Source organism: Polaromonas sp. P1_F8 (genome assembly GCF_056405635.1).
The window spans coordinates 166,020-189,183 of record NZ_JBFUBS010000002.1 but is presented as its reverse complement, the minus strand read 5'-3'; the positions used below and the strand labels follow the sequence as shown (position 1 = coordinate 189,183).

The 23,164-nt window shown below is 61.4% G+C and carries 20 protein-coding genes; all 20 read left to right on the top strand.

The window, feature by feature from the left end; translation table 11 throughout:
* Positions 1-18 precede the first annotated feature (18 nt).
* The 20 genes from aroB to AC1D1J_RS09755 all read left to right on the top strand — a co-directional run bounded on the left by aroB (position 19) and on the right by AC1D1J_RS09755 (position 23,139).
* On the top strand, positions 19-1,134 hold the full coding sequence (gene aroB, locus AC1D1J_RS09850; RefSeq protein ID WP_477686092.1) for a 3-dehydroquinate synthase: 1,116 nt from the start codon (positions 19-21) through the stop codon (positions 1,132-1,134).
* A gap of 99 nt (positions 1,135-1,233) precedes the next feature.
* A complete protein-coding gene (locus AC1D1J_RS09845; RefSeq protein WP_457279729.1) occupies positions 1,234-2,430 on the top strand; it encodes a deoxyguanosinetriphosphate triphosphohydrolase in 1,197 nt (398 codons plus the stop codon).
* 33 nt (positions 2,431-2,463) lie between these two features.
* The gene (locus AC1D1J_RS09840) at positions 2,464-3,711 is read left to right on the top strand and encodes an MFS transporter (protein ID WP_477694573.1); all 1,248 of its coding nucleotides are present in this window, start codon (positions 2,464-2,466) and stop codon (positions 3,709-3,711) included.
* A gap of 192 nt (positions 3,712-3,903) precedes the next feature.
* Entirely contained in the window at positions 3,904-5,052 is a 1,149-nt protein-coding gene (locus tag AC1D1J_RS09835) for an ABC transporter substrate-binding protein (protein WP_477694572.1), read from the top strand.
* 106 nt (positions 5,053-5,158) lie between these two features.
* Complete coding sequence (locus AC1D1J_RS09830; protein ID WP_477694571.1) at positions 5,159-5,869, top strand: transposase; 711 nt, start codon at positions 5,159-5,161, stop codon at positions 5,867-5,869.
* A gap of 238 nt (positions 5,870-6,107) precedes the next feature.
* Positions 6,108-10,853, top strand: a complete 4,746-nt coding sequence (locus AC1D1J_RS09825) for a glutamate synthase-related protein (RefSeq protein ID WP_477694570.1) — start codon at positions 6,108-6,110, stop codon at positions 10,851-10,853.
* 113 nt (positions 10,854-10,966) lie between these two features.
* Positions 10,967-12,433 (top strand): glutamate synthase subunit beta, encoded by a 1,467-nt coding sequence (locus AC1D1J_RS09820; RefSeq protein ID WP_477686087.1) that lies wholly within the window; start codon positions 10,967-10,969, stop codon positions 12,431-12,433.
* Between the two features lie 530 nt (positions 12,434-12,963).
* A complete protein-coding gene (locus tag AC1D1J_RS09815; protein WP_457279723.1) occupies positions 12,964-13,809 on the top strand; it encodes an ABC transporter ATP-binding protein in 846 nt (281 codons plus the stop codon).
* Positions 13,806-14,600, top strand: coding sequence for a lipid asymmetry maintenance ABC transporter permease subunit MlaE (gene mlaE / locus AC1D1J_RS09810; protein ID WP_457279722.1), 795 nt, complete (start codon positions 13,806-13,808; stop codon positions 14,598-14,600). The genes AC1D1J_RS09815 and mlaE overlap by 4 nt, the downstream gene beginning before the upstream one ends.
* Before the next feature lie 131 nt (positions 14,601-14,731).
* Positions 14,732-15,238 carry an outer membrane lipid asymmetry maintenance protein MlaD gene (mlaD, locus tag AC1D1J_RS09805; protein ID WP_457279721.1) on the top strand — a complete coding sequence of 169 codons (507 nt, stop codon included), beginning with the start codon at positions 14,732-14,734 and terminating at the stop codon, positions 15,236-15,238.
* Positions 15,235-16,011 (top strand): MlaA family lipoprotein, encoded by a 777-nt coding sequence (locus AC1D1J_RS09800; RefSeq protein WP_477686085.1) that lies wholly within the window; start codon positions 15,235-15,237, stop codon positions 16,009-16,011. The genes mlaD and AC1D1J_RS09800 overlap by 4 nt, the downstream gene beginning before the upstream one ends.
* A gap of 193 nt (positions 16,012-16,204) precedes the next feature.
* A complete protein-coding gene (locus AC1D1J_RS09795) occupies positions 16,205-16,846 on the top strand; it encodes an MlaC/ttg2D family ABC transporter substrate-binding protein (RefSeq protein WP_477686084.1) in 642 nt (213 codons plus the stop codon).
* Between the two features lie 14 nt (positions 16,847-16,860).
* Positions 16,861-17,130, top strand: a complete 270-nt coding sequence (locus AC1D1J_RS09790) for an STAS domain-containing protein (RefSeq protein ID WP_477686083.1) — start codon at positions 16,861-16,863, stop codon at positions 17,128-17,130.
* Between the two features lie 98 nt (positions 17,131-17,228).
* On the top strand, positions 17,229-18,188 hold the full coding sequence (locus tag AC1D1J_RS09785) for an ABC transporter ATP-binding protein (protein WP_477694569.1): 960 nt from the start codon (positions 17,229-17,231) through the stop codon (positions 18,186-18,188).
* 109 nt (positions 18,189-18,297) lie between these two features.
* Positions 18,298-19,053 carry an ABC transporter permease gene (locus tag AC1D1J_RS09780; RefSeq protein WP_477686082.1) on the top strand — a complete coding sequence of 252 codons (756 nt, stop codon included), beginning with the start codon at positions 18,298-18,300 and terminating at the stop codon, positions 19,051-19,053.
* Positions 19,054-19,187: 134 nt separating this feature from the next.
* Positions 19,188-19,433, top strand: coding sequence for a BolA family protein (locus AC1D1J_RS09775; RefSeq protein WP_457279715.1), 246 nt, complete (start codon positions 19,188-19,190; stop codon positions 19,431-19,433).
* A 4-nt stretch (positions 19,434-19,437) separates the two neighbouring features.
* The gene (gene murA / locus AC1D1J_RS09770) at positions 19,438-20,712 is read left to right on the top strand and encodes a UDP-N-acetylglucosamine 1-carboxyvinyltransferase (protein WP_477686081.1); all 1,275 of its coding nucleotides are present in this window, start codon (positions 19,438-19,440) and stop codon (positions 20,710-20,712) included.
* The gene (gene hisG, locus AC1D1J_RS09765; protein WP_477649154.1) at positions 20,709-21,362 is read left to right on the top strand and encodes an ATP phosphoribosyltransferase; all 654 of its coding nucleotides are present in this window, start codon (positions 20,709-20,711) and stop codon (positions 21,360-21,362) included. Before murA ends, hisG begins: the two co-directional genes overlap by 4 nt.
* A 4-nt stretch (positions 21,363-21,366) precedes the next feature.
* The gene (gene hisD, locus AC1D1J_RS09760; protein WP_477694568.1) at positions 21,367-22,698 is read left to right on the top strand and encodes a histidinol dehydrogenase; all 1,332 of its coding nucleotides are present in this window, start codon (positions 21,367-21,369) and stop codon (positions 22,696-22,698) included.
* Entirely contained in the window at positions 22,699-23,139 is a 441-nt protein-coding gene (locus AC1D1J_RS09755; RefSeq protein WP_477649152.1) for a hypothetical protein, read from the top strand.
* The last annotated feature ends 25 nt before the right edge of the window (positions 23,140-23,164 follow it).

Sequence of the window (23,164 nt, the reverse complement as noted above, 5' to 3'; positions counted from 1 at the left end):
AGCCTCTACACTTCTTGCATGCAAGAAAATTCCTCTTCCGCCGTTGCGACAATCCGGATTGATCTGGCCGAACGCAGCTATCCGATCGTCATTGGCAGCGGGCTTCTGGGAAGCAGCAATACCTATCTGGGTATTCCTAAGGCCGCAACCGCACTGGTAGTCTCAAACACCACCGTAGCACCGCTGTATGCCGTGCAACTCACCCGTGCGTTGCAGCAACGCTATGACAAGGTGCTGCTGGTCACCCTGCCGGATGGTGAAACCCATAAAGACTGGCCAACCCTGCAATTGATTTTTGATGCCCTGCTGGAAAACGGCTGCGACCGAAAGACGGTGCTGTTTGCCCTGGGTGGCGGCGTGGTCGGGGACATGACCGGCTTTGCCGCGGCCAGCTACATGCGCGGCGTACCTTTTGTGCAGGTGCCCACGACATTGCTGGCCCAGGTGGACTCGTCGGTAGGGGGCAAGACGGCGATCAACCATCCGCTGGGTAAAAACATGATCGGCGCGTTCTACCAGCCCTTGCAGGTGGTGTGCGACCTGGATGTCCTGGCGACGCTGCCTTCCCGCGAACTGAGTGCGGGCCTGGCCGAGATCATTAAATACGGCCCCATTGCCGACATGGCATTCCTTGAATGGATCGAAACCAACTTGCAAGAGCTGCTTGCCAGGGAGCCCGTTGCCATGGCCCACGCCATCCGGCGCAGTTGTGAGATCAAGGCATGGGTTGTAAGCCAGGACGAACGGGAGTCGGGCTTGCGGGCCATCCTGAATTTCGGTCACACCTTTGGCCACGCGATTGAATCCGGCCTGGGCTATGGGGAATGGCTGCATGGCGAAGGTGTGGGCTGCGGCATGGTGATGGCCGCGCATCTGTCAGAGCGTCTGGGCCTGGTTGACAAGCCTTTTACGGAGCGCCTGACCAATCTTGTCCGACGATGCGGCCTGCCGGTGCGAGGACCTGTGCTGTCAACCACCGATAATGCAGGCCGCTATCTCGAATTGATGCGAATCGATAAAAAATCCGAAGCGGGGGAGATACGGTTTGTTGTGATCGACGGCCCCGGGAAGGCAGCCGTTCGCAGCGCGCCGGATGCCATGGTGCGCAGTGTCATAGATATGTGCTGTGCATAAGCGGCGGAAAATATGGAAGGAGTACCTGAGATTGCTATCAATTCAGGAGCTTCTTGCGCTTATACGGTATGGGACTCCGGTCGTTTTTATGCTTAATCCATGAATCTCCAGCCCTACGCCTGTGACCCTTCGCGTTCGCGCGGCCGCCGCTTTGCCGAGCCTGCTGCGCCAACCCGGTCCGAGTTTCAGCGCGACCGCGACCGTATCGTGCACTCCACCGCTTTTCGGCGCCTGGTGTACAAAACCCAGGTGTTTCTGAATCACGAAGGTGATTTGTTTCGCACCCGGCTGACTCATTCGCTGGAGGTCGCCCAGCTGGGACGGTCCATCGCCCGCACGCTTCAGCTCAATGAAGATCTCGTGGAAGCCATTGCGCTGGCGCATGACCTGGGCCACACGCCGTTCGGCCATGCCGGCCAGGATGCCTTGAACGCGTGTCTGAAAGCCTGTAACCCAGACAGCGCAGGCTTTGAGCACAACCTGCAAAGCCTGCGCGTGGTGGATTCCCTTGAGGAGCGCTATCCGGCCTACAACGGGCTGAACCTGACCTTTGAGACGCGCGAGGGAATCCTGAAACATTGTTCCAGGCGCAATGCACGCCATATTGAAGCCCGCGAGCCGGACGGTGTTGCCCGCCGGTTCGTAGAGCCCGCTGACGGGCCGCGCTGGCAGCAACCCGGTCTGGAAGCACAACTGGCCAATCTTGCGGACGAAATAGCCTACAACGCACACGATATTGACGACGGCGTGCGCTCCGGCCTGTTAAGCCTGGAGCAACTGGAGGGTGTCGAGCTGTTCGCGCAACACTGCCGGGAAACGCAGCTGGCGCACCGGGCCTTGAAAGGCCGGCGGCTGCTGTTTGAGACCATACGGCGCATGCTCAGTGCGCAGGTCTATAACGTGATGGATGCGACATCGCTTGCGATTTACAAGGTTGCCCCTGCCAGCGTGGACGAAGTTCGCAGGCATCCGGCGCTGGTGTGTTTTACCGAAGAAATGGCGACGCAGTCTGCATCCCTCAAACGTTTTTTGCTGCGAAACTTGTACCGCCACCCGAAAGTGGTGGAAACCACGCAGGCTGCCAAGCAGGTAGTTCGTGATCTGTTCGAAGCCTATATGGCCGACCCGGCCCAGATGCCGCAGGCTCACATCGACCGGTTTGACGGCATTGATGCCCCCCATGCGGCGGGCGCAAAACCCGAGAGGGTGGTCGCCGACTACATTGCCGGCATGACAGACCGCTTTGCCGCCAAAGAGCATGAACGCCTTAAGGGGCGCGCAGCCTTTCCGGTTTAGGTGGAATTGTGGCCGCCCATCGCAGCAAACAACTTGACTGAGCCCCGGCCAGCAACAACCCCGGGCCCGAATGCGGCCAGGTACGTGGTGGCTGCCGGTGTGGTGGCCGCCCTTTACGTGGGAAAACTACCGCCTGCGCTGCCTGTGCTGGGAAAGGTATTGGGCGTGACATTGCTGCAGGCCGGATTTCTGCTGTCGCTGGTGCAGCTGGCGGGTATGGTGCTCGGGCTGCTCATCGGGCTTGTTGTGCAGCGTGCCGGCCTCAAGCGCAGCATGGTGGCCGGGCTGCTGGTGTTGTCCGGTGCCGGCCTGTTGGGCGGCATGTCTCCCGATGTGCATTGGCTGCTGACCGCACGTGTATTCGAAGGGCTGGGATTCCTCTGGGTGGTGTTACCGGCTCCAGCCCTGATCCGCCAGCTGGTGCCACAAGAGCGGCTCAACGGCATGCTGGGAGTATGGGGCGCCTACATGCCGCTGGGCGCCTCTCTGGCCTTGCTGGGCGGCCCCGCGATCATCGGCCTGGCCGCACCTGACTGGGGTTGGCGAATCTTGTGGTGGCTTCTGGCCGCGCTGGCCGCAGTGTTGGCTTTGCTGGTCGTGTGGCAAGTTCCTGCAGAAGAGGGGCATCTGCATGATGGCATGCCCCCCCGGCAATCGCCGGCTCCTCATTTCCGTGGCGGAGATATTGTCCGTGCGACCCTGCGGTCGCGCGCAGCCTGGTACATGGCTGTTGCTTTTGCGATGTACTCGGGACAGTGGCTTGCCGTGGTCGGGTTCCTGCCGTCCATCTACACCCAGGCTGGCGTGAGCGGTGTGTGGGTGGCATGGCTTACGGCGCTTGCGGCGGCCGTCAATATCATCGGCAACGTCGCGGCAGGCAGGCTGCTGGAGCGTGGTGTACGACCGGTGGTTCTGCTTGGCGCAGGCTTCCTGTCGATGGCTGGAGGCGCGCAGCTCGCATTTGCCGTGCAATTGCTCCCGGAAATACAGTACGTGGCCATACTGGTCTTCTCGATGGTGGGCGGCCTGATCCCCGCAACACTGTTTAACCTGGCCATCCAGCTTGCGCCCCGCCGTGATGCCGTGTCCACCACCGTCGGCTGGGTCCAGCAGTGGTCGGCGCTGGGGCAATTTGTCGGTCCTCCGCTGGTTGCCTGGGTGGCCGGCACTGCGGGAGGATGGCAATGGACGGGCTGGCTTGCGACGGCCAGCTGCGCCATCGCCCTCGTGTTGGCAATCTTGCTTCATCGCCTGCCTGGATCTGCCCGACAACGCACTTGAACGGGCGCATGTTGGCGCCCCATGCGCATAGGCTTATGACGTGTTGGCATTTCCACGGTGGTTTTTGGGGGTCGCACAGATTACGCTGAGGGTCTGCGCACAATTTGTGACATTTCTTCGGAATATTGAGCGCATGCTGGAGTACGGGCATCAAACCTGCTTTGGCTATTTCGTCTCTCAAAAGGTGTTTTCATGGGTTTCAATCGACGTCAACTAATTCTTCGCGGGGTTTCCGCGGGCGCTGCGGTAGCAAGCCCTGCGCTCTGGGCTCAAAGCAAAACCAGCCGCAAGATTCTTCTTGGCCAATCAGTGCCCTTGACAGGTGCAGCCGACCAGATCGGCCTGGCGTATCTGAATGGGGCAAAGATTTATTTCGATGCCATCAATGCAAAGGGCGGTGCCGGCGGCCACAGGATAGAAGTCAAGACACTCGACGACGGCTACAACCCGGCCAAGGCTGCCGCCAATGCCAAGCAGTTGATCGACGAAGGCGTCGATGCGCTGTTCGGCTTTGCCGGTACAGCCAGCTGTGATGCCGCGTTTGCCGCTTCCAAGGCATCCGGGGCGCTCTTTTTCGCACCTTTTGCGGCGTCGGACGCGCTGCATGATCCTGCTCTGGCAAACATCTTTCATGTGCGCCCGGCGCTGGCCGACGAGGCCTACAAAATTGCACGCCACTGCGCCACCCTCAACCAGGACCGTATCGGTGTATTTGCCGAAGATGACGCCATGGGGCGGGGCGGCCTTGCAGCGGTGAACCAGGCCCTGATCGACCTGAAGCGCCCAGCCATCGTTGGCAGCGCCCTGTCGCCCGTCAACAGCGACAAGGTCGATGCTGCGGTGGCGCAGCTGATGAAGGCGCAACCCCAGGCCGTGATTCAGGTCAGCCTGTTCAATTCATCGGCAGCGTTCATCCGCAAGATGCGCCAGGCCGGCTTCGGCGGGCAGTTCCTCAATTTCTCCGTCGTGGGTATCGATCCGCTATTCAGTGCCTTGGGCAAGGAGATAGGCGGTGTGGTGATCTCGCAGGTGGTGCCGTCGCCACGCAGTACGGGTACGCCCATCATCAAGGAGTACCTGGATGTATTGAACCAGACGGACCAGACGCCGAGTTACGAGAGTGTGGAGGGTTATATTGCTGCCCGTACTTTTGCCGAAGGCGTGCGTCGCAGTGCGGCCGGCAGCGGCAAGCCCGACCGGGCAGGCCTGCAAAAGGCGTTTGAAACCATGACGGACTACGACGTGGGCGGCTTTCGTGTGAACCTGCGCCCCAAGAAATACGAATCAGTGCGTGCGATTGACCTCGTCACCATCACGCCTGACGGCAAAGTCGTTCGTTAAGCGCCTTTACTCCGGGGTGTTTTAACGGCGCTTCGATGGACTGCTGCCGGCAAAAATCGGGGTCAGATTCCTTTTATCATGGTGCAAACTCCCGACATTGCATCCCATGGCCCGTCTTCCCCGTCTGACGCTTCCCGGTTACCCCCACCACATCATCCAGCGGGGGAATAACCGGCAAGCCGTGTTTTCTTCAGCTGCCGACCATCAGATGTTTTTGGCGCTGCTGGACGAAAGCGCCCGAAAATTCGGCGTTGCCCTGCATGCCTACGTGCTGATGGACAACCATTTCCATTTGCTCGCCACGCCGTCCACAGCAGAAAGCCTCCCGCAGATGATGCAAGCGGCCGGGCGGCGCTATGTGCGTTACTTCAACGACAGCCAGGCCCGCTCCGGCACCTTGTGGGAAGGGCGTTACCGGGCCACCGTGATCGAGGCCGAGCGCTACCTGCTGGCGTGCATGGCCTACATGGACCTCAATCCGGTCCGCGCGGGACTGGTGGCCGAGGTCAAAGACTATCCGTGGTCCAGCTACGGCCATTACGCAGGCCTGCGGGTCGACGGCCTGCTTACGCCGCACCCGCTGGTCTGGGCGCTGGGCAACACGCCCTTCGCCCGTGAAGCGGCCTACGCCGAACTGGTGCGCGCCGGCATCACGCTGGAGCAGCAAGACCAGCTGACCCGATCCGCCCTGAGCGGCTGGGCCCTGGGTGGAGATGGCTTTTTGGTGGAGTTGCAGAAGCGCACGGAGCGCCGTGTCACCAGGAACCAGGCGGGGCGCCCGCCTCTACGCGTGGCTGAGATGCTGGATGACGATTGATTCCTTATTTATCCAGGCTTGATGCGCTTGGAATTAATATGTCCCCAATTTATTGTTGATTAAATTAATCGACATTTAATTAGAATCTGACCCCATTTAAAGCGCTTGGCATTGTTGTTGCAATGCAATATGCTCCCATTCCCTGCGAAAAATTATGAACCTTGCGGATGGAAGCGTTGCCAGGGCCTTTAACGGTCGTTCGGGCATCGCCGTCATCCCCAACTGACGAGGAATTGCCATGACCACGGCTGCTGAAATCAAGCATTTTGAAGAAAACGGTTTGTACTCCGGTGCGAACGAACACGATGCCTGCGGCGTCGGTTTCGTGGCGCACATCAAGGGGCACAAAAGCCACGCCATCGTCCAGCAGGGCCTGAAGATCCTCGAGAACCTCGACCACCGGGGCGCAGTGGGCGCTGACAAGCTCATGGGCGACGGCGCCGGTATCCTGATCCAGCTGCCCGACGCGCTGTACCGCGAAGAAATGGCCAGCCAGGGCGTGCAGCTACCGCCGCCCGGTGAGTACGGCGTCGGCATGGTGTTTCTGCCCAAAGAGCACGCATCCCGCCTGGCGTGCGAGCAGGCGCTGGAGCGCGCCGTCAAGGCTGAGGGCCAGGTGCTGCTGGGCTGGCGCGACGTGCCGGTCAACCGCGACATGCCCATGTCGCCCACCGTGCGCGAAAAAGAGCCCATCCTGCGCCAGATCTTCATCGGCCGCGGCAACGATGTGATCGTGCAGGACGCGCTGGAGCGCAAGCTGTACGTGATCCGCAAAACCGCCAGCGCGGCCATCCAGAACCTGCGCCTGACTCACAGCAAAGAATATTACGTGCCCAGCATGTCCAGCCGCACGGTGGTCTACAAGGGCCTGTTGCTGGCTGACCAGGTGGGCACCTACTACCGCGACCTGACCGACCCACGCTGCGTCTCGGCGCTCGGCCTGGTACACCAGCGCTTTTCCACCAACACCTTCCCCGAGTGGCCGCTGGCCCACCCCTACCGCTATGTGGCGCACAACGGCGAGATCAACACCGTCAAGGGTAACTACAACTGGATGAAGGCGCGTGAAGGCGTGATGTCTTCGCCGGTGTTGGGCGCCGATCTGCAAAAGCTCTATCCCATCAGCTTTGCCAGCCAGTCCGACACCGCCACCTTCGACAACTGCCTTGAGTTGCTGACCATGGCTGGCTACCCCATCAGCCAGGCCGTGATGATGATGATCCCCGAGCCCTGGGAGCAGCACACCACCATGGACGAGCGCCGCAAGGCCTTCTATGAATACCACGCCGCCATGCTTGAGCCTTGGGACGGCCCGGCCTCCATCGTCTTCACCGACGGCCGCCAGATCGGCGCCACGCTGGACCGCAATGGCCTGCGCCCCTCGCGTTACTGCGTGACCGACGATGACCTGGTCATCATGGCCTCCGAATCCGGCGTGCTGCCGATTCCTGAGCACAAGATCGTGCGCAAATGGCGCCTGCAGCCCGGCAAGATGTTCCTGATCGACCTGGAACAGGGCCGCATGGTTGACGACGAGGAAATCAAGGCCACGCTGGCCCACAGCAAGCCCTACAAGCAATGGATTGAAAACCTGCGCATCAAGCTGGACGACGTGGCAGGCAAGGCCGCCAAGACCGCTCCGGTCACTGTGCCCGCGGCTTCGAACATCGCGCTGCTTGATCGCCAGCAGGCCTTTGGCTACACGCAGGAAGACATCAAATTCCTGATGTCCCCGATGGCCGCCAACGGCGAGGAAGCCACCGGCTCCATGGGCAACGACAGCCCGCTGGCTGTGCTGTCCAACAAGAACAAGCCGCTGTACAACTACTTCAAGCAGTTGTTCGCGCAGGTGACCAACCCGCCTATCGACCCGATACGCGAAGCCATCGTGATGTCGCTGGTGTCCTTCATCGGCCCCAAGCCCAACCTGCTGGACATCAACCAGGTCAACCCGCCGATGCGGCTGGAAGTCAGCCAGCCGGTGCTCAACGTGGCCGACATGCAGAAACTGCGCGATATCGAGTCGCACACCCAGGGCAAGTTCAAGAGCTACACCCTGGACATCACCTATCCGCTGGCCTGGGGCCATGAAGGTGTCGAGGCAAAGCTGGCTTCGCTGTGCGCCGAGGCGGTCGACGCGATCAAGGACGGCAAGAACATCCTGATCATCAGCGACCGCGGCATCAGCGCCACGCAGGTTGCCATCCCGGCCCTGCTGGCCCTGTCGGCCATTCACCAGCACCTGGTGAAGGAAGGCCTGCGCACAACCGCCGGCCTGGTGGTCGAAACCGGCTCCGCCCGTGAAGTGCACCACTTCGCCGTGCTGGCCGGCTACGGCGCCGAAGCCGTGCACCCCTACCTCGCCATGGAAACGCTGGCTGAGCTGTCCAAAGGTTTGCCGGGCGACCTCAGCACCGACAAGGCCGTCTACAACTACACCAAGGCCATCGGCAAGGGCCTGTCCAAGATCATGTCCAAGATGGGCGTGTCGACCTACATGAGCTACTGCGGCGCGCAACTGTTCGAGGCCATCGGCCTGAACCGCGACACCGTGGCGAAGTTCTTTACCGGCACCGCCAGCCAGGTCGAAGGCATGGGCGTGTTCGAGATCGCTGAAGAAGCCCTGCGCATGCATCGCGCCGCCTTCAGCGACGACCCGGTGCTGGCCAACATGCTGGACGCCGGCGGCGAATACGCCTGGCGCGTGCGCGGCGAAGACCACATGTGGACGCCCGATGCAATCGCCAAGCTGCAGCATTCCACGCGCTCCAACAACTGGAACACCTACAAGGAATACGCCCAGCTGATCAACGACCAGAACCGCCGTCACATGACGCTGCGCGGCCTGTTCGAGTTCAAGATTGATCCGTCCAAAGCCATCCCGATTGATGAAGTCGAGCCGGCCAAAGAGATCGTCAAGCGTTTTGCCACCGGTGCCATGTCTCTGGGTTCCATCAGCACCGAGGCCCACGCCACGCTGGCCGTAGCCATGAACCGCATCGGCGGCAAGAGCAACACGGGCGAGGGCGGTGAAGACCCGAACCGTTACCGGCAAGAGCTCAAAGGCATCCCGATCAAGAAGGGCGAGACCCTCAAAAGCGTGATCGGCCCTAAACAGGTTGAGGTTGATTTACCGTTGCAAGACGGCGACTCGCTACGTTCGCGCATCAAGCAGGTTGCGTCGGGGCGTTTTGGCGTCACGGCCGAATACCTGGTGTCTGCCGACCAGATCCAGATCAAGATGGCGCAGGGCGCCAAGCCCGGCGAGGGCGGCCAGCTGCCTGGCGGCAAGGTCAGCGAATACATCGGCCACCTGCGCTACTCGGTGCCCGGCGTCGGTTTGATCTCTCCGCCGCCGCACCACGACATCTATTCGATTGAAGATCTGGCCCAGCTGATCCACGACCTGAAGAACGTCAACCCGCGCGCCAGCATCAGCGTCAAGCTGGTCAGTGAAGTCGGCGTGGGCACCATTGCCGCGGGCGTGGCCAAGGCCAAGTCCGACCACGTGGTGATCGCCGGCCATGACGGCGGCACGGGCGCTTCGCCCTGGTCGTCCATCAAGCATGCCGGTTCGCCCTGGGAAATTGGTCTTGCCGAGACCCAGCAAACCCTGGTGCTCAACCGCCTGCGCGGCCGCATCCGCGTGCAGGCCGACGGCCAGATGAAGACCGGCCGTGACGTCATCATCGGCGCGCTGCTGGGCGCCGATGAGTTCGGTTTTGCCACCGCGCCGCTGGTCGTTGAGGGCTGCATCATGATGCGCAAGTGCCACCTCAACACCTGCCCTGTGGGTGTGGCCACACAAGACCCTGTGTTGCGCCAGAAATTCAGCGGCAAGCCCGAGCATGTGGTCAATTACTTCTTCTTCGTCGCCGAAGAGGCGCGCCAGCTCATGGCGCAACTCGGCGTGCGCAAGTTTGACGACCTGATCGGCCGCGCCGACCTGCTCGACACGCAAAAAGGCATCGAGCACTGGAAGGCCAGCGGCCTTGACTTCGCTCGCCTGTTCTACCAGCCGAACGTGCCGGCCGACGTGCCGCGCATGCATGTGATGGAGCAGGACCACGCGCTTGAAAAAGCACTGGATGTGCGTCTGATCGAAAAGTCCAAGGCCGCCATTGAAAAGGGCGAAAAAGTCCAGTTCATCGAAGTGGCGCGCAACGTCAACCGCACCGTCGGCGCCATGCTGTCGGGTGAGCTGACACGCCACCACCCGCAAGGCCTGCCGGACGACACGCTGCGCATCCAGCTTGAAGGCACGGGCGGCCAGTCCTTCGGCGCCTTCCTGGCCAAGGGCATCACCATGTACCTGATCGGTGACGCGAACGACTACACCGGCAAGGGTCTGTCGGGCGGCCGCATCGTCGTGCGCCCCAGCATCGACTTTCGCGGCGACGCGGTGAAAAACACCATCGTCGGCAACACCGTGCTGTACGGCGCGACCACCGGCGAAGCTTTCTTCAGCGGTGTGGCCGGCGAACGTTTTGCCGTGCGCCTGTCGGGCGCCACGGCGGTCGTTGAAGGCACGGGCGACCACGGCTGCGAATACATGACGGGCGGCACGGTCGCGGTGCTGGGCAAGACCGGCCGCAACTTCGCCGCCGGCATGAGCGGCGGCGTGGCCTATGTGTACGACGAAGACGGCTTGTTTGCGACGCGCTGCAACACCTCCATGGTGTCCATGGACCGCATCGTCACCACAGCCGAGCAGCACACCCACGACAAGGCCGACTGGCATGCTGAACAAAGCGATGAGGAATTGCTCAAGCGCCTCTTGCAAGACCACAACCGCTGGACCGGCAGCAAGCGCGCGCGCGAGTTGCTGGACAACTGGAGCGAGTCACGCCTGAAGTTTGTGAAGGTCTTCCCGAACGAATACAAGAAGGCATTGATCGAGCGCAAGGAACGCCGCCTGGAAGCCGCGACCGAGACCACCCGGGCTCAGGTCGCCACCAACCAGGAAGCGGTGGCGGCTAAATAAGCCGGTTGCGCCTTTCACACACAAAACTCACTGCTATCGAATTTATAGCTGCTTGCGCCCGGTTTTAAAGGGCTAAGGGCATAAAACGCTTAAAGAATTGCACAGGACGCATCATGGGAAAAATCACCGGCTTCATGGAATACGAGCGCATCGAAGAGGGCTACAAGCCCGTGCCGGAGCGCCTGAAGAATTACAAGGAATTTGTCATCGGGCTGGACGACGCGCAGGCCAACAAGCAGGCCGCGCGCTGTATGGACTGCGGCACGCCGTTTTGCAACAGCGGCTGCCCCGTCAACAACATCATTCCTGACTTCAACGACATGGTGTTTCGCGCCGACTGGAAAAACGCCATCGACACGCTGCACAGCACCAACAACTTCCCCGAGTTCACCGGCCGCATCTGCCCGGCGCCCTGCGAAGCCGCCTGCACGCTGAATGTGAATGACGACGCCGTGGGCATCAAGTCGATTGAGCACGCCATCATCGACCGCGCCTGGTCCGAAGGCTGGGTCAAGCCTGTGATGCCCAAGCACAAGACCGGCAAGAAGGTTGCCGTGGTCGGCTCCGGTCCCGCCGGCATGGCCGCCGCGCAGCAACTGGCGCGCGCCGGCCATGAGGTGACGCTGTTCGAGAAGAACGACCGCGTCGGTGGCCTGCTGCGCTACGGCATCCCTGACTTCAAGATGGAAAAGGTCCACATCGACCGCCGCGTCGAGCAAATGAAGGCCGAAGGCGTGAACTTCCGCACCGGTGTGATGGTCGGCAGCCTGCCTAAGGACTCCAAAGTCACCAACTGGGCGAAAGAAAGCATCACCCCTGAGCAACTCCAAAAAGACTTCGATGCTGTCATCCTGACCGGCGGCGCCGAACAATCGCGCGACCTGCCCGTCCCCGGCCGCGACCTGGACGGCGTTCACTTCGCGATGGAGTTTTTGCCCCAGCAAAACAAGATCAATGCCGGTGACAAGGTCAAAGGCCAGCTGCGCGCCGACGGCAAGCACGTCATCGTGATTGGCGGCGGCGACACCGGCTCCGACTGCGTGGGCACCAGCAACCGCCACGGCGCGGTCAGCGTCACCCAGTTTGAACTGATGCCCCAGCCGCCCGAGGAAGAAAACCGCCCCATGACCTGGCCTTACTGGCCGATCAAGCTGCGTACCTCTTCCAGCCACGAAGAAGGCTGCGAGCGCGAGTTCGCCATCTCCACCAAGGAACTGATCGGCGAAAAAGGCAAAGTCACGGGCCTGAAGACCGTTCGTGTCGAATGGAAAGACGGCAAGATGGTGGAAGTGCCAGGCTCCGAGCAAACCCTCAAGGCCGACCTGGTGCTGCTGGCCATGGGCTTTATCTCGCCGGTGGCGTCGGTTCTGGATGCGTTCGGCATCGAAAAAGACAACCGCGGCAACGCCAAGGCCGGCACCGACTTCACCGGTGGCTACGCCACCAACGTGCCCAAGGTGTTTGCTGCCGGCGACATCCGCCGCGGCCAGAGCCTCGTGGTGTGGGCGATTCGTGAAGGCCGCCAGGCCGCGCGCGCCGTCGACGAGTTTTTGATGGGCTTTAGCGACCTGCCTCGCTGAACGCCGCGCCCGGCCCTCACAAATCGCCCCAAGGGGCGGCTCAATAAACCCCACGCTTGCGCTTGGGGTGCGCGAAGGCCCCGCCGGGCTGCGCGCGCGGTGGACGAGTTCCTGATGGGCTACAGCGACCTGCGCCGCTAAGCGCCGCGCCCGGCCTTCGCAAATCGCCAAAAAGGGGCGATTGAGAGGCCCAAGCTGGTGCCCGGGTTGCGAGAAGTGGTGCCAAACCCCCAGGAATCACCCAATTGGCGTGACGGTCCGTTGCGCTTTGCGCACATCTGCCTGGTTGGCAAATAACACCGAAAACCCCGGGTGCTATCAAAAAAATAGCTGCTTGCGCCGGATAGTCGCGGCTTGCGGCCACTATCTGCCCGACAAAGCGGCAGCCTTTTTGGGCTGCCCGCGCTGCTTTAGGCCGCTCAGCCCAAGGTTTTTGGTTTCCGGTCAGGGGCTGTATAAGGGCAAACCCCGTATCATTCGGTATTACTTACCCAAGCCAACACACCTGCTGGCCTGTCTTTTCTCCTTCAATGCCCGACATTTCCGCATCATCATTGGTTGAGTTCAAGGATGTGACGTTTTCCTATCCCGGCTCTGCCGGTGATCGCGTCATCCTGGACAAGGTCACGCTGTCCGTGCCTCGCGGCAAGGTTACCGCGCTGATGGGCGCTTCGGGAGGCGGCAAAACCACCGTGCTGCGCCTCATCGGCGGGCAGCAAAAGGCTGTCAGCGGCGCTGTGCTGTTCGACGGCAAGGACGTCGGCAAGCTGGCCCAGGCGGAACTCTACGCCGCGCGCCGTCGCATGGGCATGCTGTTCCAGTTCGGTGCGTTGTTCACCGATCTGAGTGTTTTCGACAATGTGGCGTTTCCCTTGCGCGAGCACACCGAATTGGGTGAGGCCCTGATCCGCGATATCGTGCTGATGAAGCTCAATGCGGTGGGTCTGCGCGGCGCGCGGGACCTGCTGCCCAGCGAAATTTCGGGCGGCATGGCCCGGCGGGTCGCGCTGGCGCGGGCCATTGTGCTGGACCCGGAACTCATAATGTATGACGAACCGTTCTCGGGGCTCGATCCGATCTCGCTCGGTACCGCCGCGCAGCTCATACGCCAGCTCAACGATACGCTGGGCATTACCAGCGTGGTGGTGTCGCATGATCTGGAAGAAACCTTCCGCATTGCCGACAAGGTCATCATCCTGGCCAATGGCGGCATTGCGGCGCAGGGCACACCTGACGAGGTGCGTCGCTCCACCGATCCGCTGGTGCACCAGTTCGTCAATGCCGAAAGCGAAGGCCCCGTGAAATTCCACTATCCGGGCCCCACTGTGGATGCCGATTTCGGCAACCCTGCGGCCAAATCAGGGAAGCGCGCATGAGCCGCTATAGCCCTGTCGCCCTGATTTCCGGCCTCGGTTTTTCCGTGCGCAGCCAGCTGGCCGAGCTGGGCTACGCCGCGCGGCTGATGTCCCGGCTGGTGGCCCTCACCGGCCCCGCCTTGGCCCGCTTTGGCCTGGTGCGCGACCAAATCTTCTTTTTGGGCAACTACTCGCTGGCCATCATTGCCGTGTCGGGCCTTTTTGTCGGTTTTGTGCTGGGCCTGCAGGGCTACTACACGCTGCAGCGTTATGGCTCGGCAGAAGCGCTGGGCTTGCTGGTGGCGCTCAGCCTCGTGCGTGAGCTGGGGCCGGTGGTCACTGCTTTGCTGTTTGCCGGCCGCGCCGGCACGGCGTTGACGGCCGAAATCGGCCTGATGAAAGCCGGCGAACAGCTCTCGGCCATGGAAATGATGGCGGTGGATCCGGTGCGGCGCATCCTGGCGCCCCGTTTCTGGGGCGGCATCATCGCCATGCCCCTGCTGGCTGCCGTGTTCAGCGCTGTGGGCATCATGGGTGGCTGGCTGGTGGGCGTGGTCATGATCGGTATTGATGCGGGCTCCTTCTGGAGCCAGATGCAGTCGGGCGTGGACGTCTGGCGCGACGTAGGCAACGGCATCATCAAGAGTTTTGTGTTTGGCGTCACTGTCACTTTTGTGGCCTTGCACCAGGGTTTCGAGGCCCAGCCGACGCCTGAGGGCGTGTCGCGCGCGACCACGCGGACCGTGGTGGTTGCGTCGCTGGCCGTGCTGGGGCTGGATTTCCTGCTGACCGCCTCGATGTTCAGCCTTTAAAACCGTCTTCATACATTTTTAATTCGCCCATGAGAAAATCCTGCTTCCCAGTGTTTGCCTTGGGTGAACCCCGCAAGGACAAAACAGCCCGGAATGGCGAAAACGCCGGACCAGGCCACTGAAAGAAAACGATGCAACGTTCCAAAAATGATCTGTGGGTGGGTTTGTTCGTGTTGATTGGCGGTGCCGCCATCCTGTTTCTGGCGCTCAAGTCCGCGAATCTGCTCAGCCTGAATTTCGATACCTCCTACAAGGTGACGGCGAAATTCGACAACATTGGCGGTCTCAAGCCGCGAGCCGCGGTCAAAAGCGCTGGCGTGGTAGTGGGCAGGGTTGAAAATATCACTTTCGACGACAAGTCCTACCAGGCCAGCGTCAATCTGGCCATGGAAAGCCGTTACGTATTCCCGAAAGACAGCTCGCTGAAGATTTTGACCAGTGGATTGCTGGGCGAGCAGTACATCGGCGTAGAGGCCGGTGGGGACGAGAAAAATCTTGCTGCGGGGGACGTGGTCAAAAACACGCAGTCCGCCGTGGTGCTTGAGAATCTGATCAGCCAGTTTTTATACAGCAAGGCGGCAGACAGCAGTTCCGGATCAGGGTCTGCGCCGCCATCAGGGACGCCAGAAAAAAAATGACAGCAGAAATCACGATGAAAAAACCGGCCGGCTGGGCTGCGGCAGTGCTTGCACTGGCACTTCTCCAGGGGTGTGCTACCGGTCCCAATGCGAGCCCGTCCGATCCGCTGGAGCCGTTCAACCGGACCATGTTCAATTTCAATGACGGTGTGGACCGCGCCGTCGTCAAACCCGTGGCAACCGCGTACCGGGATATCACGCCTGCGCCTGTGCGCACCGGTGTCACCAATTTCTTCGGCAACATTTCAGACGTGTGGTCCACCGTCAACAACCTGCTCCAGGGTAAAGGCCAGGCTTCTATCGAAAGTTTCTTCCGCGTCACGACCAATACCATCTGGGGCGTGGGTGGCATTTTTGACGTTGCCAGCGATCTGAAGATTCCCAAACACTCGGAAGATTTTGGCCAGACGCTCGGCGTTTGGGGTGTGGGCTCGGGCCCCTACCTCGTGCTGCCTTTGCTGGGCCCTTCTTCCGCGCGTGATTCGGTAGGTTCGCTGGTTGATTACCAGGGCGACCTGGTAAGCCGGATCGACAATGTCCGTGCCCGCAATTCCCTGACGACTTTGCGCCTGGTGAATGCCAGGGCCAACGTGCTCGGGGCCGGTGATGTCCTGGACCAGGCCGCACTCGACAAATACAGTTTCACCCGCGAAATCTACCTGCAGCGTCGCCGTAGCCTGATAGGTGGGCCTTCGGAGGAGAAAGAGGAGCGTTACGATTTGCCGGAAGGCGCATCGGCCGCCCCAGCGACACCAGCCTCCGCCGCCAAATAGTGTCATCCCGGGTTTGAACAGGGGTCAAAAGGCTGGTGATTGCAAACAATATTTACAAGACTGCCGTAAAACTTCATTCTCAGCCCGGAAACCATCCCGCAGAATAACCATCGAACCATCGGTTGCAGCAGCGACGTATCCATAGGGGTGCTGCAATTTTCGCAGCTGCATGCTTCGTCATAGAAGGAAAATCATGAAACGCAGAACACTTGGCCATTTATTTACTGCCGCCCTCAGCCTGGCCCTGATGGGGGCCGCGCCTCTCGTTCGCGCAGCCGATGAGGCACCCGATGCCCTGATCAAGCGCGTCTCGGCCGATGTGCTGGACAACATCAAGACGGACAAGGCTGTAAAAGCCGGTGACCTCACCCGGGTGCTCACGCTCGTCGACAGCAAGATCATGCCTAACGTGAACTTCACACGCATGACGGCCTCTGCCGTCGGCCGCAACTGGCGCCAGGCCACGCCTGAGCAGCAAAAGAAGCTTCAGGACGAGTTCAAGATCCTGCTGATCCGCACCTATTCCGGCGCATTGGCACAGGTCAGCGACCAGAGCGTCAATGTCAAGCCGCTGCGTGCGGCTCCGGAAGACACTGAAGTCGTCGTCCGCACCGAAGTTCTGGGCCGGGGCGATCCAATCCAGCTGGATTACCGCATGGAAAAAACCGCCACGGGCTGGAAGATCTATGACCTCAACGTGCTGGGCGTCTGGCTGGTGGAAACCTACCGTACCCAGTTTGCCCAGGAAATCAGCGCCAAGGGCGTCGACGGCCTGATCGCTTCCCTGGTTCAGCGCAATCAGTCCAATACCGGCGCGGGCGCCAAGAAATCCTGAGCGGCGACCGCGCCATGCTGACACTCCCTTCCGCCTTGACCCATGCGGTGGCTGCCGGTTTTTCTCGCGGCCTGAAGCAGGCCGTGCAGTCCCAGCCGGGCGGGGTGGTGGTGGATGCGAGCGCACTCACGGAATTTGATTCTTCCGCCCTGGCCGTCCTGCTCGAATGCCGCCGTGAGGCACTGGCCGCCGGCAAGGGGTTCACGGTAACCGGCTTGCCTGTCCGTTTGCGCCAGCTGGCAGGCCTTTATGGCGTGGCGGAGCTGGTGCCTGCCACGGTCTGAGCCGCACTGCTTCGGCACTGGCCGCCCGCAGTGGCCCTCACAGGGCATTCAGGTACCCGCCGGGATAAAACGGCGCCAGCCCTTAAAATGATGGGCTAATGCCAGCGATCTCATTTCAGTCCGTCTCCAAAACCTATTCCTCTGCGCGAAGCCAAACAGGCCCCATTGTCCGGGCGCTTGACGACGTCAGTTTTGACATCCGGCAGGGTGAGTTTTTTGGGCTGCTCGGTCCCAACGGCGCCGGCAAAACCTCTCTCATCAGCATACTGGCCGGCCTTTCGCGCGCCAGCAGCGGCCGGGTCCTGGTGCATGGCAGCGACGTGCTCACCGACTATGCCAATGCAAGGCGAAAGCTCGGCGTCGTACCCCAGGAGCTGGTGTTCGACCCCTTTTTCTCCGTGCGCGAGGCGCTGCGCATCCAGTCCGGCTATTTCGGCATCAAACGCAACGACGACTGGATCGACGAACTGCTGGTCAGCCTGGGGCTGGCCGACAAAGCCAATGCCAACATGCGCCAGCTCTCCGGCGGCATGAAACGCCGCGTGCTGGTGGCGCAGGCGCTGGTGCACAAGCCGCAGGTCATCGTGCTCGACGAACCCACCGCCGGCGTTGATGTGGAACTGCGCCAGACGCTGTGGCAGTTCATCGCCAAACTCAACAAGCAGGGCAGCACGGTGCTGCTCACCACGCACTACCTCGAAGAAGCCGAGGCTTTGTGCAGCCGCATCGCCATGCTCAAGCAGGGGCGGGTGGTGGCGCTAGCCCAGACTTCCGAGCTGCTCAAAGCGGCTTCGTCGAACGTGTTGCGCTTCAAGATCGACAGCGAATTACCGGTGCACCTGGCCGCGCAGGCCCGTATCACCGGGCGCATCGTGCAGTTCCCGGCGCACAACGCCAATGAAATCGAACAATACCTCGTGGCCATCCGTGAGGCCGGGCTGGTCGCGGAAGACGTTGAAATCCGCAAGGCCGACCTGGAAGATGTGTTCCTGGACGTCATGAACAAAAAGCCGGCCGGAGAAGCCACCGAACTGAATTTAATGGGAGTGGCAACATGATCGCGTTCATCCGGGGACGGGCCGTGCGCCGCGCCGGGCCGCCCCAAGCAAGCACAGCCCCCTCGGGGGGCAGCGTAGTACGCGAAGCGACAAGCGTGGGGGCTTTTGAATGACTGGCTGGCAAACACTGCTCTACAAGGAAACCCTGCGCTTCTGGAAAGTGGGCTTCCAGACGGTCGGAGCCCCGGTGTTGACCGCCGTGCTCTACATGCTGATCTTCGGTCATGTGCTGCAGGACCAGGTGAAGGTCTACGACCAGGTCAGCTACACCGCCTTCCTGGTGCCCGGCCTCGTGATGATGAGCGTGTTGCAGAACGCGTTCGCCAACAGCTCTTCCTCGCTGATCCAGAGCAAGATCATGGGCAGCCTGGTGTTTGTGCTGCTCACACCGCTGTCGCACTGGCACTGGTTTTTTGCTTACGTCGGCTCGTCCGTTGCACGTGGCCTGCTGGTGGGCACCGGCGTGTTTGCCGTCACCGTATTTTTCGGCCAACCCGCTTTTGTGGCGCCGCTGTGGATTGTGCTGTTTGCGGTGCTGGGCGCCGCCATGCTGGGCGCGCTGGGCGTGATTGCCGGCCTCTGGTCTGAAAAGTTCGATCAGATGGCGGCCTTCCAGAATTTCGTCATCATGCCCATGACCTTCCTGAGCGGCGTGTTTTATTCGATCCACTCGCTGCCGCCGTTTTGGCAAAAGGTCAGCCACCTGAACCCGTTTTTCTACATGATTGACGGGTTCCGCTACGGATTCTTTGGCGTCAGCGATGTTTCGCCCTGGCTGAGCCTGGGGATTGTTTTGACGGCCTTACTTGTCGTTAGCTCCGTTGCCGTGAACATGCTGCGCACCGGCTACAAAATAAGACACTAGAGATATGACCCCCACGTTCGCGCACTTCGTGTCGCTCTCTGCCCCCGAGGGGGCGCTGCGCCTGCGGCCTGGCAAAGCCAGTTCCGCGGCCCCTGCTTGCGAAGACACTCGTCTCATGCCCCAATAGACAACCTATGACCAGCGAAGAACTTCAATCCATCATCACCGCAGGCCTGCCGTGCGAACATATCGAGCTGTCGGGCGACGGCCGCCATTGGTACGCGACAATCATCTCCAGCGCCTTTGAGGGACTGCGCTTGATCCAGCGCCACCAGAAGGTGTACGCCACGCTGGGTGGCCGCATGCAGACCGACGAAGTGCATGCGCTGTCGATGAAAACGTATACGCCCACCGAATGGGCCAACAACAACACGCAATAAGAACATGGACAAATTACTCATCAGGGGCGGCAAATCACTCGCCGGCACGGTCGAAATTTCCGGCGCCAAGAATGCTGCGCTTCCGGAGCTTTGTGCAGCCCTGCTGACGGCCGACACGGTGACGCTGCAGAACGTGCCGCGCCTGCAGGACGTGGCCACCATGCTCAAGCTGGTGCGCAACATGGGCGTGCAGGCCGAACGCAGCCAGGACGTGCCCAGCACCGTGGTGCTCAATGCCGGCGGCCTGAGCTCACCCGAAGCTCCTTATGAACTCGTCAAAACCATGCGCGCTTCCGTGCTGGCCCTCGGCCCGTTGCTGGCGCGCTTTGGCGAAGCGACTGTGTCACTGCCCGGCGGCTGCGCCATTGGTTCGCGGCCGGTCGACCAGCACATCAAGGGCATGCAGGCCATGGGCGCTGAAATCGCCGTGGAGCATGGCTACATGATCGCCAAGCTGCCGGCCGGTCAGAAGCGGCTCAAGGGCACCAGCATCACCACCGACATGGTGACGGTGACCGGCACTGAAAACTTCCTGATGGCCGCCAGCCTGGCAGAAGGCGAAACCATCCTGGAGAACGCCGCACAGGAGCCCGAGATTGGCGACCTGGCTGAAATGCTCATCAAGATGGGCGCAAAGATTGAAGGCCACGGCACGCGCCGCATCCGTATTCAGGGTGTGGAGCGCCTGCATGGCTGCACCCACCAGGTGGTGGCCGACCGCATTGAAACCGGCACCTTTTTGTGCGCGGTGGCCGCTGCCGGCGGCGACGTTGTCTTGAGGCACGGCCGCGCCGACCACCTCGACGCGGTGATCGACAAGCTGCGTGAAGCCGGTGCCGTGGTGACTGCGGGTGAGGGCTTTATCCGCATCCAGGCCAGCGGCCGAATGAAGGCGCAATCCTTCCGCACGACCGAATACCCCGGCTTCCCGACCGACATGCAGGCCCAGTTCATGGCGCTGAACGCCATTGCACAGGGCAGCAGCACAGTGACCGAGACAATCTTCGAAAACCGCTTCATGCACGTCAACGAGATGGTGCGCCTGGGCGCCAAGATCCAGATCGAAGGCAAGGTCGCGGTTATGGAGGGTGTTGAAAAGCTGTCGGGCGCCACCGTGATGGCCACTGATCTGCGCGCCTCCGCCAGCCTGGTGATTGCCGGCCTGGTGGCCGAAGGTGAAACCATGGTGGACCGTATTTACCACCTGGATCGCGGCTATGACCAGATGGAAGCCAAGCTGCGCGGAATCGGTGCCGACATAGAGCGAGTCAAAGCATGATCACGCTCGCCTTATCCAAGGGCCGCATCTTCGACGACATCCTGCCATTGCTTAAAAGCGCCGGCATCGAGGTACTCGACGACCCTGAAAAATCCCGCAAGCTGATCCTGGATACCAACCAGCCCGGCCTGCGTGTGGTGCTGGTGCGCGCCACCGATGTGCCCACCTATGTGCAATACGGCGGCGCCGATCTCGGCGTGGTCGGCAAAGACACGCTGATCGAATCCGGCAGCCAGGGCCTGTACCAGCCGCTCGACCTGCAAATCGCCAAATGCCGCATCAGCGTGGCGGTGCGCGAAGGCTTTGACTACGCCGCCGCCGTGCGCCAGGGTTCGCGCCTGAAAGTGGCCACCAAGTACGTGGCGATTGCCCGCGACTTTTTCGCCACCAAGGGCGTGCACGTCGACCTGATCAAGCTCTACGGCAGCATGGAGCTCGCGCCGCTCACAGGCTTGGCCGACGCCATCGTCGACCTCGTCTCCACCGGCAGCACGCTCAAGGCCAACCACCTGGTCGAGGTCGAACGCATCATGGACATCAGCTCGCACCTCGTTGTGAACCAGACTGCGCTCAAGCTCAAGCAAGAGCCCATCCGCAAGCTGATAGACGCTTTTTCTGCCGCCACCTCTGCACCTTCCCTTAAATCTTGATGCTATGAAATTAATAGCTGCTCCCGCTCGTCTGTCAACGGTTTCAGCTGATTTTGAGGCTGAATTCAAGGCGCGCCTGCATTGGTCTGCCGACACCGATGCGGCCATTGAGCAACGCGTGGCCGACATCCTGGCCGATGTGCAGCAGCGTGGCGATGCGGCTGTGCTCGAATACACCGCCCGCTTTGACGGGCTGGACGTCTCTTCCATGGGGCAGCTCGAACTCACCCAGGTCGAGTTGAAAGCCGCGTTCGACGCCATCCCGGCCGCCCAGCGCGACGCCCTCGAAGCCGCCGCGCGCCGCGTGCGCAGCTATCACGAGGCCCAGAAGAAGGCCAGCGGCGAAAGCTGGAGCTACCGCGACGAAGACGGCACCTTGCTCGGCCAGAAGGTCACGCCACTCGACCGCGTCGGCATCTATGTGCCCGGCGGCAAGGCGGCCTACCCCTCGTCGGTGCTGATGAACGCGATTCCCGCGCACGTGGCTGGCGTTGGCGAAATCATCATGGTCGTGCCCACACCCAAGGGCGAGAAGAACGCCCTGGTGCTGGCGGCGGCCTACGTAGCTGGCGTCACCCGCGCCTTCACCATTGGCGGCGCGCAGGCCGTGGCTGCACTGGCCTACGGCACGCAGACCGTCCCCAAGGTCGACAAGATCACCGGCCCCGGCAATGCCTATGTTGCCAGTGCCAAAAAGCGCGTGTTTGGCACGGTCGGCATCGACATGATTGCCGGCCCGTCTGAAATCCTGGTGCTGGCCGACGGCAGCACGCCGGCCGACTGGGTGGCCATGGATTTGTTCAGCCAGGCCGAACACGACGAACTCGCGCAAAGCATCTTGCTGTGCCCCGACGCCGCGTACATCGATGAGGTGCAAGTCGCCATCGACCGGCTGTTGCCCGACATGCCGCGCGCCGAGATCATCGCCAAGTCCCTCACCGGCCGCGGCGCGCTGATCCACACCCGCAGCATGGAAGAGGCCTGCCAGATCAGCAACCGCATCGCACCCGAACACCTCGAAGTCTCCAGCCGCGACCCGCACAAGTGGGAGCCCTTGCTCAAGCACGCCGGCGCCATCTTCCTGGGCGCCTACACCAGCGAATCGCTGGGCGACTACTGCGCCGGCCCCAACCACGTGCTGCCCACCAGCGGCACGGCACGCTTCAGTTCGCCACTGGGCGTCTACGACTTCCAGAAGCGCTCCAGCCTGATCGAAGTCAGCGAAGCCGGTGCGCAGGTTCTCGGCAAGATCGCCGCTGAACTCGCTTATGGAGAAGGCCTGCAGGCGCACGCGCGTGCCGCCGAGATGCGGCTTTCCAAGCCCGTTAAGTCGTAAATGACAAGCATCGGATCGCTGAATTTTGTTGCGGCATGCATTGTCTTGGCAGGCTTGCAAGGCTGCGCGTCTGTGGTGCAACCCTCAGAGAAGCCACCCAACGCGATTGAGCTTTCAGGAGTGATCTCCGAAGTGTCTGCGTCGCCCTACTATGGTTTGAGTTCGGTTCAGCAAAGTAGCGCGACGCTTGCTGGGGGCTCTGCTGGCGTCATGCTAGCCAACGCCATTGGTGCGCAGCAGGGCAATCGTGACGTCAGCTCCATCCTGGTGAAGGTTTCGAGCGCCTTATCGCTGACGCTTCCCGTGAGCGGTACTTTCCAGCCTGGGGAGTGTGTGAAGCTTTTTGTAGATCCCATGTTCCGCGAGCTGTTGAACCGCAAGGATGTGGCAAACATGAGCATGCCCACGGGCTCAGCTTTTGTGCAGAAAAGCAGTTGCTGACCGCCGACATTCACAATACCGCCAG